This window comes from Marinobacter sp. LQ44 (genome assembly GCF_001447155.2).
Taxonomy (GTDB): domain Bacteria; phylum Pseudomonadota; class Gammaproteobacteria; order Pseudomonadales; family Oleiphilaceae; genus Marinobacter.
Genome location: NZ_CP014754.1, coordinates 3,013,501 through 3,026,202, shown reverse-complemented (window position 1 = coordinate 3,026,202; position 12,702 = coordinate 3,013,501). Strand labels below are relative to the sequence as shown.

Annotated in this window: 12 protein-coding genes; 7 read left to right on the top strand and 5 right to left on the bottom strand. The window is 59.0% G+C overall.

All coding sequences use genetic code 11. The features are described 5' to 3' along the window. The first annotated feature begins 202 nt into the window (after window positions 1-202). From ASQ50_RS13820 to ASQ50_RS13810, 3 genes are all read left to right on the top strand, one after another. Window positions 203-802, top strand: coding sequence for a sigma-70 family RNA polymerase sigma factor (locus ASQ50_RS13820; RefSeq protein ID WP_058091344.1), 600 nt, complete (start codon window positions 203-205; stop codon window positions 800-802). After that, window positions 799-1,437, top strand: coding sequence for a ChrR family anti-sigma-E factor (locus ASQ50_RS13815; protein WP_058091343.1), 639 nt, complete (start codon window positions 799-801; stop codon window positions 1,435-1,437). The genes ASQ50_RS13820 and ASQ50_RS13815 overlap by 4 nt, the downstream gene beginning before the upstream one ends. Window positions 1,438-1,613: 176 nt before the next feature. Further along, window positions 1,614-2,558 (top strand): sodium-dependent bicarbonate transport family permease, encoded by a 945-nt coding sequence (locus ASQ50_RS13810; RefSeq protein ID WP_058091342.1) that lies wholly within the window; start codon window positions 1,614-1,616, stop codon window positions 2,556-2,558. A gap of 17 nt (window positions 2,559-2,575) precedes the next feature. On the opposite strand, the gene ASQ50_RS13805 is transcribed toward ASQ50_RS13810, so the two are convergent. Next, window positions 2,576-3,310, bottom strand: a complete 735-nt coding sequence (locus ASQ50_RS13805) for an SDR family oxidoreductase (RefSeq protein WP_058091341.1) — start codon at window positions 3,308-3,310, stop codon at window positions 2,576-2,578. A 176-nt stretch (window positions 3,311-3,486) separates the two neighbouring features. Here ASQ50_RS13805 and ASQ50_RS13800 point away from each other — a divergent pair, with 176 nt between their 5' ends. Continuing rightward, window positions 3,487-5,262, top strand: coding sequence for an acyl-CoA dehydrogenase C-terminal domain-containing protein (locus ASQ50_RS13800; protein ID WP_058091340.1), 1,776 nt, complete (start codon window positions 3,487-3,489; stop codon window positions 5,260-5,262). Between the two features lie 258 nt (window positions 5,263-5,520). Next, complete coding sequence (tcdA, locus tag ASQ50_RS13790) at window positions 5,521-6,318, top strand: tRNA cyclic N6-threonylcarbamoyladenosine(37) synthase TcdA (RefSeq protein WP_058091338.1); 798 nt, start codon at window positions 5,521-5,523, stop codon at window positions 6,316-6,318. On the opposite strand, the gene ASQ50_RS13785 is transcribed toward tcdA, so the two are convergent. The 4 genes from ASQ50_RS13785 to ASQ50_RS13770 all read right to left on the bottom strand — a co-directional run bounded on the left by ASQ50_RS13785 (window position 6,315) and on the right by ASQ50_RS13770 (window position 9,813). Beyond that, a complete protein-coding gene (locus ASQ50_RS13785; protein WP_058091337.1) occupies window positions 6,315-7,295 on the bottom strand; it encodes an NADP-dependent oxidoreductase in 981 nt (326 codons plus the stop codon). The two genes, tcdA and ASQ50_RS13785, sit on opposite strands and share 4 nt — an antisense overlap. Window positions 7,296-7,372: 77 nt before the next feature. Further along, on the bottom strand, window positions 7,373-7,837 hold the full coding sequence (locus ASQ50_RS13780) for an acyl-CoA thioesterase (RefSeq protein ID WP_058091336.1): 465 nt from the start codon (window positions 7,835-7,837) through the stop codon (window positions 7,373-7,375). Beyond that, window positions 7,834-8,919 (bottom strand): SMP-30/gluconolactonase/LRE family protein, encoded by a 1,086-nt coding sequence (locus ASQ50_RS13775; protein WP_058091370.1) that lies wholly within the window; start codon window positions 8,917-8,919, stop codon window positions 7,834-7,836. The genes ASQ50_RS13780 and ASQ50_RS13775 overlap by 4 nt, the downstream gene beginning before the upstream one ends. 102 nt (window positions 8,920-9,021) lie before the next feature. Beyond that, window positions 9,022-9,813, bottom strand: coding sequence for an alpha/beta fold hydrolase (locus ASQ50_RS13770; RefSeq protein WP_058091335.1), 792 nt, complete (start codon window positions 9,811-9,813; stop codon window positions 9,022-9,024). A 387-nt stretch (window positions 9,814-10,200) separates the two neighbouring features. Here ASQ50_RS13770 and ASQ50_RS13765 point away from each other — a divergent pair, with 387 nt between their 5' ends. Both ASQ50_RS13765 and cls read left to right on the top strand, forming a co-directional pair. Then, a complete protein-coding gene (locus ASQ50_RS13765) occupies window positions 10,201-11,241 on the top strand; it encodes an AraC family transcriptional regulator (RefSeq protein ID WP_058091334.1) in 1,041 nt (346 codons plus the stop codon). Continuing rightward, a complete protein-coding gene (gene cls, locus ASQ50_RS13760; protein WP_058091333.1) occupies window positions 11,238-12,674 on the top strand; it encodes a cardiolipin synthase in 1,437 nt (478 codons plus the stop codon). Before ASQ50_RS13765 ends, cls begins: the two co-directional genes overlap by 4 nt. Window positions 12,675-12,702: the final 28 nt, after the last annotated feature.

Below are 12,702 nucleotides of genomic sequence, written 5' to 3'. Positions count from 1 at the left end.
GGTTGTCAGACTAGCGCCTGCTCTGGGCTCCGGCAATCACTCCACTGACACGAAACCGCCGACAGTGCGGCCAGATTTTTTTCACCCAAGGCAATCCACTTATTTCAGCCTGCCGTACATAACCAAACTGACAAACCAGCGGCGAGTGCCTAGAATGATGACTGTAATCAGCTCAACTCATGCGACTGTCAAGGAGCGTCCGGTGACCACACTGGATCAGCAACCAGCGAAAGCCGAGGGCCGGAAAGATCCTTGGGGCGTCCTGCTGGAAAAAGTAGGCAAACACCAGGATAGAGCTGCGTACCACGCTTTGTTCGAACACTTTGCGCCACAGCTAAAGTATTACGCTATTTCCAATGGCATGGCCAGCCACGCCGAGGAGTTGGTGCAGGAAGTGTTCATTTCCATCTGGCGCCGGTCCTGTCTCTACGACTGGCGCAAGGCGGCGGCGTCGACCTGGATATTCACCATCGCCCGTAACCAGCGCATTGATATGTTGCGGAAAATGCAGCGAACCAGCGCTGAAATGGCGGTTGAAACCGAGGATCTATGGCAGATTCCCGGCGATAACGAGGACGAGCCGGTGACATCCCTGCACCGATTGATGTCGGAGCGCCGGATTCGCGAGTCACTCAGCCAGTTGCCGGAAGAGCAGATTACCGTGATCGCCAAAGTGTACATGGAACATAAATCTCACCAGATGGTGGCGGACGAACTTCAGATCCCCCTGGGAACCGTGAAGAGCCGGGTACGCCTGGCATTGAACAAGTTAAAAGTGATTTTGCAGGATCAGAACGTATGACACGGCACCACCCCGACAGCCTCAGCCTGATGGAATACAGCGCTGGCAACCTGACTGAGCCCCATGCTCTCTGCATCCGGCTGCACCTGGAGCAGTGCCCACACTGTCGGAGCCGGGTGGACACATTGAACAGTCTGGGCGCGGTAATGATGGAGCAGCAGCCGAAGGTCAGTGTGTCGGACAGCAGCTTTGAGCAGTTGATGGCGCGTATCGACGCAGCTCCCGACGATATCTCACCGGTGGCGCAGGCACCACGCTTGAGCCCACTGCAGAAGCTGCTTGGCCAGGACATCAACGATCTGCCCTGGAAGCGTCAGTTGGGCGACGTCAGCATACTGGATATTTCGGAAAAGTTTCCCGGCCAGGATGAGCGAGTGGTGCTGCAGAGACTGGTGGCAGGCGGCAAAGCGCCGGCCCATACCCACCGTGGTGATGAGACAACGATCGTACTCCAGGGCGCATTCGCCGACCAGAAGGGCGTGTTCAACCAATGGGACTTCGTGGTGTTGAATGAGCAGGACGAGCATCGGCCCGTTGCTGTCGGGTGTGAAGACTGCATTACGCTGTCTGTACTTAGCGCTCCGGTCAGGCTGACGGGCACCTTTACCAGGATGTTGAACCCGTTTATTCGGTAAGCCTTGTCGATCACTGCACTGGAAAATCGGAGGCAGACTGCCTCCGTTTTTTATTGCGACTGAAAAGCCGTCAACGCAATGCCGTCATGGTTTAATTGACTTGGGCGCCTATCCCCCTAAACTGATCCATAGTAGGTAACCACTCCAGCCCCCATTCAAAACGCAACAGCTGACACATGCCCGACATCATCGTCATGTTTTTCCTGCTCGGCCTGGTCGCAGGAACCGTCAAATCTGACCTGTCTATTCCACGAGAAGCCTACGACATTCTCAGTCTGCTGCTGATGCTGACCATTGGCCTGAAGGGTGGCATGGCCCTGTACGGGAACCTGGCACCAGGTCTGCTTCTGGAGATGCTTGCGGTGGCGGGCCTGGGGTTTGCGTTACCGCTGCTGATGATCCCGATCCTGCGTTACGGCGTCGGGCTTTCAATCGCCGACACCGCCAGTTTTGCCGCCCACTATGGTTCGGTCAGTGCGGGCACCTTTGCCGTCGCACTGGCGTGGGTTGAAACTCGCGGCCTCAGCTCCGGCGGTCAGGTAACGCTCTATCTGGTGCTTCTGGAGTTACCTGCCATCATGGTCGGGCTCTGGTTCTACCGGCGTTTTGGTAAGCGCACCGGTGACATCAAAGGTACCCCGCTCTGGCAGGAAACCCTGACCAACCGAAGCGTTATCCTGCTGGTGGGTGGCGTGGTCATTGGAGCGCTTTACGGGCCGGGACAGGGCACCGGCGTCACCGCCCCCCTGACCAGCGCCTTTTCTGTCATTCTGTCGCTATTCCTGCTGGAGATGGGGCTGGTGGCCGCCGAAACCCTGCGCAACCTCAAGCTGATCCATTGGAGAATCGTACTATTCGGGCTTGCAATGCCCCCCGTGCTGTCGGTGGCGGGGCTAACGGTGGGCACCCTGCTTGGGCTCGACACCGGCTCTATCGTCATCCTCGCAACCCTCACCGCCAGCGCGTCCTACATTGCCGCACCGGTGGCGATTCGCCACGCTGTTCCGGATGCCAATATCGGCTTGGCCATGCTGGCTTCGTTGGGCGTCACCTTTCCGTTTAATGTGCTCGTCGGCATCGGACTCTATTACTCCATGCTCAGCTGGGCGGTGCCGTTATAATGTTCCGCCTGGCGAAGCTACCAGGGTAGCTCCGAACCGTCCCAACTGAAGAACCGCCCATTACTGCTGTCGTCCAGGTCGCCCAACACCTGGATCAGGTTGGCGGCCGTCTCCGACGGCTTATGTACCGTCAGTTTGGTCAATGACTGGCGGAACGGTGCACTCAGGGCCGACTCGGTGGTCCCCGGATGCAGTGCCACGCAGGCAATGGGCTTGCACCGGCGGGGCAGTTCGATGGAAAGATTGCGCACCAGCATGTTCAGGGCGGCTTTTGAACTCCGATAAGCATACCAGCCGCCAAACCGGTTATCGGATATTGACCCCACCTTGGCCGAGATGGCCGCCACGCGCTTGAACTCACGATGCCGCAGCCAGGGCAGCAGAGCCTGGATCAGCAAGGCGAATCCGGTGGCGTTGACCGCGAAAGCACGCCCCATGTTACCCCCCGCGACGTCCTCTAACCGCTTTTCAGGAAACAGCCGGTCGTCGTGCAGCAGGCCAGCGGCGTAAATCACGGTAACAATCGGGCCGGAACCGTCCAGTACTGCTTTCAATTCGGCTCTATCAAGCCGCTGCTCATCTTCGGCGTCCCAGGCCAGCAATCTCACACCGGGATGCTTCCTGAGACTGTCCGATGCTCGCTGCGGATCCCGGCACAGGCCAATAATGGCTTGGTCCGGACAGGTCTCCAGATAGTGTTTTGCCAGCGCCGCACCAATAGCACCGGATATTCCGGCAATCACGATCGTCATTCGCACGTCCTTCCATTATCAATGGATACCATGCCGGTGATACGAAAAATCAATGCCTTCAGGCCACCCGCCAGCAAACCAAAAAATTCAAACGCTCGTATGAAGAAACGCTTCCGGATTGAAACAACGACATCCGGCAGTCATTCAGACTGCCAAATCCAAACAGGAGAGTATCCATGCAATACCAGGCACCAGCGAACGATCTTCGCTTTCTGTTGTTTGATGTGTTGGGCGCAGACAAGCTGCACGAACTGGAAAAATACGCCGATGCGACTCCGGATCTGATTTCCGCGGTGATCGACGAAGCCGGCAAGCTGGCGGCAGAGGTCATTCAGCCGACCAACCAGACTGGCGATCGCCAGGGTTGCAGCTATGACCCGGAGACCAAATCGGTCAAGACACCTGACGGCTTCAAAGAGGCCTACCAGAAATTTGTGGAAGGCGGCTGGACCGCTCTGGACGCACCGCTTGAGTTTGGCGGGCAAGGCCTGCCACACACCCTGAAGTTTGTCGTGGACGAAATGGTGTGCTCCACCAACCTGTCCCTGGGCATGTATCCCGGGCTGACCCATGGTGCCATCAGCGCCCTCCATGCGCATGGTTCCGAAGAGTTGAAGCAGACTTACCTGGAAAAACTGATTTCCGGCGAGTGGACCGGCACCATGTGTCTGACCGAGCCCCAGTGCGGCACCGATCTGGGCCTGATCCGCACCAAGGCCACACCGAATGACGACGGCAGCTATGCCATCGAGGGCACCAAGATCTGGATCACCGGCGGTGAGCACGATCTGGTCGATAACATTGTACATCTGGTATTGGCCAAGCTACCGGGCGCACCAGACACCACCAAGGGCATCTCCCTGTTTGTGGTGCCCAAGTTCCTGCCGGATTCCGGTGAGCGCAACCCGGCTTTCTGCGGCGGTCTTGAACACAAGATGGGCATCAAGGGCTCCGCCACCTGCGTGATGAACTTCGAAGGTGCCAAGGGCTGGCTGGTGGGCGAGCCGAACAAGGGCATGAGCGCCATGTTCACCATGATGAACGAAGCTCGCCTGATGGTGGGCATGCAAGGCCTTGGCCTGGCCGAGATGGCTTATCAGGAAAGCCTGGCATTCGCCAGGGAGCGCCTGCAAAGCCGGTCCCTGAGTGGCCCCAAAAACCCGAACGGTCCGGCGGATGCGATCATTGTGCACCCGGATGTACGCCGCATGCTGATGCGCCAGAAGGTGCTGAACGAAGGTATGCGGGCGCTGGCGCTGTTCACTGGCCACCAGCTGGATCTTTCCGTGGCTCACCCGGATGAAAGCGTGCGTGAAAACGCCGACGACCTGGTGCAGCTGCTGACGCCTGTGGTTAAAGCCTTCCTGACCGACGAAGGCTATAACAACGCCAACTGGGGCCAGCAGGTTCTGGGTGGCTCTGGCTTTACTCAGGACTGGCCCCTGGAGCAGCTGGTTCGGGACGGCCGTATCGCCCGCATCTATGAGGGCACCAACGGCATCCAGGCGATGGACCTGGTGGGCCGGAAGCTGTCGCTTAAGGGCGGCCAACTGGTTCGCGCCCTGTTCGCCGAGCTGACTGGATACCTGAAGGACAACCCGGAGGCGCCGTACCGCGAAGAACTCAAGGGTGCGCTGAAGAGTCTGGAGCAGGCCACCATGTGGCTGGCCCAGAATGCCCCGAAAGATCCGGGGCAGGCCGGCGCGGCCGCCACCCCGTACCTGCGGATTATGGCCCTGACCGTGATCGGTTATCTGTGGTCCCGCATGGCCGGTGTTGCAGGCCAGCAGCTGCAACTCGGCGAAGGCAATAAGCCGTTGCTTGAGGGCAAGCAGGTATCTGCCCGCTACTATTTCGAGAAGCTGATGCCTGAAGTGGACTGGCTGCTGAAAGACATCCAGACCGGCAAAGACAGCCTGATGGCGTTTGAAGACGAGCACTGGGTGGCTTAAACGGCAATACCGGTCTGGCCAAAATGGCTGGCCGAAAATGACCGACAATTGGCAACTTCTGACCTTCTTAAAGACAGATCAGAACTTGATAATAGTCACGTTGATTAGTGTCTCTGAACTAGTCCAACCCGCCTCTTGCCGAGCCGGGTACCTTCTTGAAGCCGCGCTCTTGCGCGGCTTTTTTTATCGCGTTTTCCCGCCCGCCGCTGTCTCGGTTACAATGCGCCTTTGTTTTCTCCCCTGCATTCCGGAGGCTGAATGACCGCCGATGATTATCCGTTCCGCTTTGGCGGCATAGAGCGCCTCTATGGCCGCAAGGCCCTGAACGCTTTCCGTCATGCCCACATAGCCATCGTCGGCCTCGGTGGTGTTGGCTCCTGGGCGGCGGAATCGCTGGCGCGCAGTGGCATCGGCACGCTCACCCTGATCGACATGGACGACATCTGTGTGTCCAACACCAACCGCCAGCTGCATGCCCTCGAGGGCCAGTATGGCCGCACCAAGACCGATGCCATGGCCGAGCGGCTGAAGGCCATCAACCCCCAGGCGGATATCCGGGTGCATTTCGGATTTCTGACCACCAAGAACGTGGCAGAGTTGATTACCGAGGATATGACCGGGGTGGTGGATGCCATCGACAGCGTGAAGGCGAAAGCAGCGCTGATTGCCCATTGCCAGCGGCGTATGGTTCCGATTGTCTGTGCCGGCGGGGCCGGCGGCCAGATGGACCCAACCCAGATTCAGGTGGCAGACCTGAGCAAGACCACCCAGGACCCGTTGTTGGCAAAAGTGCGCAATATGCTGCGCCGGGAGTACGGGTTCTCCCGGAATCCAAAGCGGCGTTTTGGAATTGAGGCGGTGTATTCACTGGAACAGCTTACCTACCCCGCCGCCGATGGCGAGGTGTGCCTTCAGAAGCCGGCCACCGAGGGTCCGGTGCGGCTTGACTGCGCCTCCGGCTTCGGCGCAGCCAGCCCGGTAACCGCCAGTTTTGGTTTCTTTGCCGCCTCCCGGTTATTGAACCGGATTGCCCGCAAAGCCAATCAGGCCGATTAACGGCAATCCAGCACCAGCTTGCCCCGCACATGACCGCCTTCCAGCAGTTCGTGGGCTGCCTGTACCTGGTCCAGGGAAAATACCTGCTCAACATGGACCTTCACATCACCGTCTTCAATCAACTCGGCGATTTCATCCAGGTGGAAGGCATCCGGCCGTGAGCGCATGCCGTGGGCTCGAACGCCCATGGCCTCGGCGGCGCTGACCACGTCATCGGCAGTCACCGTAGGGATGGTTACCAACACGCCGGAATCACTGAGGGTTTGCAGGGAACGCTTGCCGGTCTCACCCCCTACCAGGTCCAACACCACGTCCAGGCCATAACATTCTTCGGTGAAGTCGGTGGTGTGGTAGTCAATCACCTCATGTACCCCGAGTTCCGCCAGGAAATCCCGGTTACGGGAGGACGCCGTCACGATGACGTGGGCGCCCCGCTCCAGGGCAAACTGAACCGCAAAGTGCCCGACACCGCCGGCCCCGGCATGAATCAGGATTTTCTGGCCAGACTCCAGCTCCGCCACCTCAAAGAGGGCCTGCCAGGCAGTGAGTGCCGCCAGGGGCACGCCGGCAGCCGCAATCAGGTCCAGCTCTTCCGGTACAATGGCGAGATCTTCAGCGTCGGCAATGGCGTACTCGGCATAGGCTCCGCCGGTGACCGGGAAGCCGATCATGCCCATCACCCGGTCGCCTGGCACCAGTGTGGTCACGCCCTCGCCCACTTCCACCACCTCACCGGCCGCATCGTAACCGGGCGTCCAGGGCAGTCTGTTTTCTATCTGGGTTGCGACGAATCCCATGCCCTTACGGGTTTTCCAGTCGATGGGATTGAGGCCGGCTCCGTGTACGCGAACAAGCACCTCGCCCTCACCCGGTTGCGGAATGGGCGATTCTGTCACGCGCAGCACATCACGCTCACCAAAGCGATCATAGACCACGTGGCGCATGGTGCCGGTTTCGGTCAGATCAGATGATTCCATGGGTGTCTCCAGACAGCAGTGAACGGTGCCGTTACCGGCCTGAACTCTCAGACTAGCAGAATTTTACCGGCCCGGCCTCAACCGGGGAGGCCCCGCCCGCCGGCAACCAGCGCGCTGCCAAGTATCTCGGCGAAGGCCTTGGGTGCCCGGGCTGGCCGCTGGGATTTCATATCGACACAGGCATGGGTAGAGAGCGCCCGCAGCAAGGTTTTGCCATCGGCCGGGCGAATCAGCTGAAACTGCCGGGCAGAGCGGAAACGGCCATCCCAGTCAGTGAGCCAGGTACCCAGCACCAGTTCATCCCCGGCATTGGCAGAGGCCAGGTAATCCAGCTCAGTGCGGGTAATCGCCATGGCCTTGCCGGTTTCTTCGTGCAGGGCCCAGGTCATGCCCAGGCTGTCGATGTGCTGCCAACTCACTTCTTCCAGCCAGCGCACATACACCACGTTATTGGCGTGCCCCAGGCGGTCGGTGTCCTCCGGGCGAACGGTGATGGTCATGGTAAACGGGTCAGGCAAGTCCCAGTTCAGTGCCTGTGTCATGGTTGCTCTCCAAGGCCAGGAATAGCGTGCAACGGTAGCCGGCCAATACGGTCATTGTGAAGTGAACCAAAGTATAGAACGCCATCATGGGGATTCACCGAGGTGATTTCCTGAAGGTGGCTGCCGCGGGTATCGTGCAGGCTGGTGATCATCTTACCGCTGGTATCGAAGGCAACCACCAGCCCATACTCCTGTGGCTGGGGCTTCAGACTGTCAGGCAACTTGGCCACCAGGTTTTTAAGCCAGGGTTTTCGGTGCATGCTGTCCACCTGGGCATTGCGCAGGGTTGGAAACGCAACCCAGTAGCGGCCTTGATCATCCACGGCCAGGTTATCAGGAAAGCCCGGCAGGTTGTCTGCAAACACTTCGGCCTGGCCCGCCCTGGGCCCGGAAATCCAGTATTTCAGGATGCGGTACTTCCAGGTTTCGTTAACCAGCACATAGTCACCCGCCGGCGACACCGCCACGCCATTGGCAAAATGCAGGTTGGCCAGCAGAACTTCGGTGCGGCGGGTACGGGGGTTATAGCGAAGCAGGCGGCCATGGGGGCGCATCTCCAGCAGGTCCAGAATGTAGTCCGGCTGGCGGAAGCGGGAGCTGGCGTCAGTGAAGTAGATACGGCCATCGGGCGCAATGTCCACGTCGTCAGTAAAGCGGAACGGCGTGCCTTCGGCCTCGCGGGTCAATACCGACAGGGTGCCGTCTGGGGTGATGGACAACAGGCCTTTCCAGGCGTCAGCCACAATCAGGTTGCCCTGGGCATCGAATACCATACCCAGGGGCCGCCCGCCGGTTTCCAGCCAGTTCTCTACGGTGCCATCCGGAAACACCCGCACGATTTTGCCGTCCTGGGTGCCGGCGTAAAGCACGCCGTTTGCATCAATGGTGGTATCTTCCGGACCATAGACCTGGCCCCGGGCCAGCAAGTCTGCCAGGCGCAGGCGTTCATTGGGCGCCAGTACACCGGTCATGGCCGGTGGCGATGGTGCCTCCCAGGCCTTGCTGTCAACCGGCGACGGCGTGAGCAGGAAGCTGCCCAGCAGCAGAAAGATGACCAGCAGGCCTATCAACAACCATTTCATCATGTGCGCCCGATCCATTGGTGATTGTTAGACGGTAGGCAATATCAAAGCACCCTAACCTTAGCAGACATTACCGGGTTTCTGGCAACGCAGGACAGGCCGTCAGGATCCGAGAAAACGACGACACAAAGCCGCAAAGGTATCGGGCTTTTCAGCATGCAGCCAGTGCCCGGTACCCTCGATTATCTTCAGTTCGGCGGCTGGGAACAGTTGCCGGATGGTGTCTTGATGTTTGCTTTGGATATAGGCGGAATCAGCGCCTTTGATAAACAGCACCGGACCATTGTACGGACCCTCACCCTCCGGCGCGGCGGCCAGTTTCTGATAACAGGCGTCAATCACAGGCAAATTCAGGCGCCAGCGGAACAGCTGATCACCATCACCGGCCTGCTCTGCCGGTATCCGCTCCAGGTTTTTCAGCAGGAACTGCCGCACGCCCGGGATTTCAACAAATTCGGCCAGGCGCTTGTCCGCTTCCTGGCGAGTTGTTACGCCAATCAGGTCCAGGTTCTTCATGCCATCCAGAACCGCATCATGCCGGGCTTTGTAGGTGACCGGTGCTATGTCCGCGACGATGATACCCTTGACCCGTTCCGGATAACCCAAGGCGACCTGCATCGCCACCTTGCCACCCATGGAATGACCCAGAACCCAGGCCTTGTCCAGATTGAGAGCGTCCATGTAGGCCACCACATCGGCCGCCATGGCCGGGTAATCCATGTCGTCGGTGTGGGGTGAGCTGCCATGATTGCGCTGATCGAGGGCGTGAATCTGCCAGCCATCTTCCAGGCGGCGGGCGATACCTCCAAGGTTCTCAAGGGAGCCGAACAGCCCATGCAGAAGGATCAGGGGCTCGCCCTGGCCGGTAATACGATGATTCAGTTCAACGGTCATGCGCTGACAGCCTCCGGTGATGGGGATGAACCGGATACACTACCATCGCCAGACTCGGGGGCAAGGAGAAATTAGGCAGACAAACCGCAGGTACAAAAAAGCCGGGATAAACCCGGCCAGAAGGTCACAGACATTACGACGGACAGCTCAGCAGTAGAAGATGCTGTCCAGATATTCCGCCAGTGCCAAAACGTTTTTACGCTCGGCCTCGTTATGGGGTACAAAGATTTCCCGTTCCATACAACACCTCCATTTTGCCTGTTGGCTACTTCAACCTGATGCGTACCATGCTATCGTTGAAGCTATGGCTAGCCGTTGACTGGCTGTGCCAATCGCTTGACATTTTGTATCACACTGACACACAACCACCCGGAGCCAACCATCGGCATGCACGCGCAAACGGACCAAGCGGATACCCCGCAAGTTGCGGCCTCCAGCACACTGGCGCTCGTGCATTACCTGGATACGCTCGGGCTGTTGAATCGCCCCCGGATTGAAACCCTCACCGGCCTTAGCCTGGAAGCCCTGGAAGATCCGGATTTGCGCATTCCCGCCAGCACCCACTACCAACTTTGGGATCTGGCCGAACAGCTGACCGGAGACCCCGGTGTTGGACTGCACGCCGGGCAGGTGGTTGACCCTGAACGAATGGGCCTGGTCGGGCATGTTTTCTTCAATTGCGACACCCTGGGCGAGGCCGTCGTGCAGTATGTGCGCCTGCACCGGCTGATCAACGAATCGGTAACCCTGAGCTTTGAGCAAACGCCGGATCAGGCCATCCTGACCTGGCAGCCAGACCACCCCGATCACTACTGTCGTCAGGATATGGATCGCACCCTGGCGGCGGCGCTGTGTCGAACCCGTCATTTTATTCACCGGGGCATTGAAGCCGACTGGCTGGAAGTGGCCCATCCGGAACCCGGCTATGCAAGTGAGTACCGGAAACTGTTTGGCGGGCCGGTTATTTTTGGTACCGGCATCACCAGAATGGCGTTCTCCAGCCAGCACCTCGGGCACCCGATTCCCCATCGCAACCCGTATGTCTATTCCGCCGTGCTGAAGCAGGTCAATGCGGTGCTGGCTCGCCTGCAAACGCGGAAGTCTTTCAGCCGCAAGGTTCGCCGCCTGATTTCACGGCAAATGGCCACTGATCGCATTGATGCCGACACCCTGGCCCGGCAGTGCCACATGAGCCGCCAAACCCTGTACCGCAAGCTGAAAAAAGAGGGCCTGAGTTTTCATGATCTGGTGGAACAGGTGCGCCAGGACAAGGCCCTTCGGTATGTAGCTGACGACCAGTATGCCCTGGGGGAAATTGCCTTCCTGCTGGGTTTTTCTGAACTCAGCGCCTTCAGCCGTGCCTTCAAACGCTGGACCGGCATGGCACCGGCCCAGTTTCGGGCAAACCATCAGGAAGGTAACGAATGACTGCGGATAATCTGTCATTGCTGGCCATCCCCCTTGCCGCACTGTACCTGGCAGCCCTGGCCTGCATTTATCGGATCCTGCTCAGCTATCGCACCGCCCAGGGGGCCATAGCCTGGATCATCGCACTGGTAGGCCTGCCCTATATCGCGGTGCCACTGTTTGTTCTGTTCGGCCGAAGCCGCTTTGGCGGTTATGTCAAAGCCCGCCGGATGGGCGATCAGTCCCTGACCACCCTGCTGGACCAGTTCGAGAAGCAGACCACGTCGATCTCCAACCCCGGCCACGAACATTTCAGCGATGAGCTGCAGGTACTGTGCAAGTTGAGCCGGCAACCGTTTACCAGCGGCAACCAGTGCACACTGCTGGAAGACGGAACCGCAACATTTGAGGCCCTGTTCGAAGCTATGGAGGATGCCAGTCAATACATTCTGCTGGAGTTCTACATCGTGCGCTCAGACAAGGTGGGGCAGCGCATCAAGGCGATTCTGGAACGCAAGCTGGCGCAGGGTGTCGAGGTGTGGTTTCTGTACGACGACATCGGCAGTGTGTTGCTGTCACGGCGCTGGCTTAACGAACTGTCAGCCGCCGGCGCGCGCATCGCTTCGTTCGGCAACGGTAACGTGCGCCGCCGGCGTTTCCAGATCAATTTCCGGAACCACCGGAAGTTACTGGTCTGTGATGGCAAGGTGGGCTTTGTTGGCGGCATTAACCTGGGCGACGAATACCTGGGCACGGCGATGGACCAGGAACCCTGGCGCGATACCCACTGTCGCATTGAGGGCCCGGCCGTGACCGGGTTGCAGCTGGCGTGGCTGGAAGACTGGCACTGGGCCAGTAATATCCGCCCGGAACTGGACTGGCACCCGAGCTTTGACACCGGCGGTGATCAACAGGTTCTGGTACTGCCTACCGGGCCTGCAGATACCTGGGAGACCTGCACGCTATTCTTCCTGAACAGCATCAACAATGCCCGCACCCGAATCTGGATTGCGTCGCCCTATTTTGTTCCGGATTTCCAGATCATGAACGCCCTGCAGCTGGCGGCGCTGCGAGGGGTGGACGTTCGCATCCTGATTCCTGAAAAATCCGATAGCCGGCTTATTCGCCTGGCTGCCTATTCCTACCTGGTGCAAGCCAGCCAGGCTGGCATCGGGATCTATCGGTACCAGCCCGGCTTCATGCACCAGAAGGTGGTTCTGGTGGACGACCGTTATGCCGCCGTGGGTACGGCCAATCTGGACAATCGTTCCATGCGCCTGAATTTCGAGATCACCGCGGTGAACACCAACGAGAACTTCATACGCTCGGTCGATGCCATGCTCCGGAAAGATCTTGAGCACTGCCAGCGAATGACAGAGCGGGATTACCAGGACCGCTCCATTCTCTTCCGACTCAGCTGTCGCGCGGTGCGATTGCTGGCGCCGTTGCTGTAGCGGTTATTCTGGCTCCGGCAAAAACATT

Coding starts and splice junctions, on each gene's coding strand:
- ASQ50_RS13815 (WP_058091343.1), top strand. CDS start 799: ATGACACGGCACCACCCCGACAGCCTCAGCCTGATGGAATACAGCGCT.
- ASQ50_RS13810 (WP_058091342.1), top strand. CDS start 1,614: ATGCCCGACATCATCGTCATGTTTTTCCTGCTCGGCCTGGTCGCAGGA.
- ASQ50_RS13805 (WP_058091341.1), bottom strand. CDS start 3,310: ATGACGATCGTGATTGCCGGAATATCCGGTGCTATTGGTGCGGCGCTG.
- ASQ50_RS13800 (WP_058091340.1), top strand. CDS start 3,487: ATGCAATACCAGGCACCAGCGAACGATCTTCGCTTTCTGTTGTTTGAT.
- tcdA (WP_058091338.1), top strand. CDS start 5,521: ATGACCGCCGATGATTATCCGTTCCGCTTTGGCGGCATAGAGCGCCTC.
- ASQ50_RS13785 (WP_058091337.1), bottom strand. CDS start 7,295: ATGGAATCATCTGATCTGACCGAAACCGGCACCATGCGCCACGTGGTC.
- ASQ50_RS13780 (WP_058091336.1), bottom strand. CDS start 7,837: ATGACACAGGCACTGAACTGGGACTTGCCTGACCCGTTTACCATGACC.
- ASQ50_RS13775 (WP_058091370.1), bottom strand. CDS start 8,919: ATGAAATGGTTGTTGATAGGCCTGCTGGTCATCTTTCTGCTGCTGGGC.
- ASQ50_RS13770 (WP_058091335.1), bottom strand. CDS start 9,813: ATGACCGTTGAACTGAATCATCGTATTACCGGCCAGGGCGAGCCCCTG.
- ASQ50_RS13765 (WP_058091334.1), top strand. CDS start 10,201: ATGCACGCGCAAACGGACCAAGCGGATACCCCGCAAGTTGCGGCCTCC.
- cls (WP_058091333.1), top strand. CDS start 11,238: ATGACTGCGGATAATCTGTCATTGCTGGCCATCCCCCTTGCCGCACTG.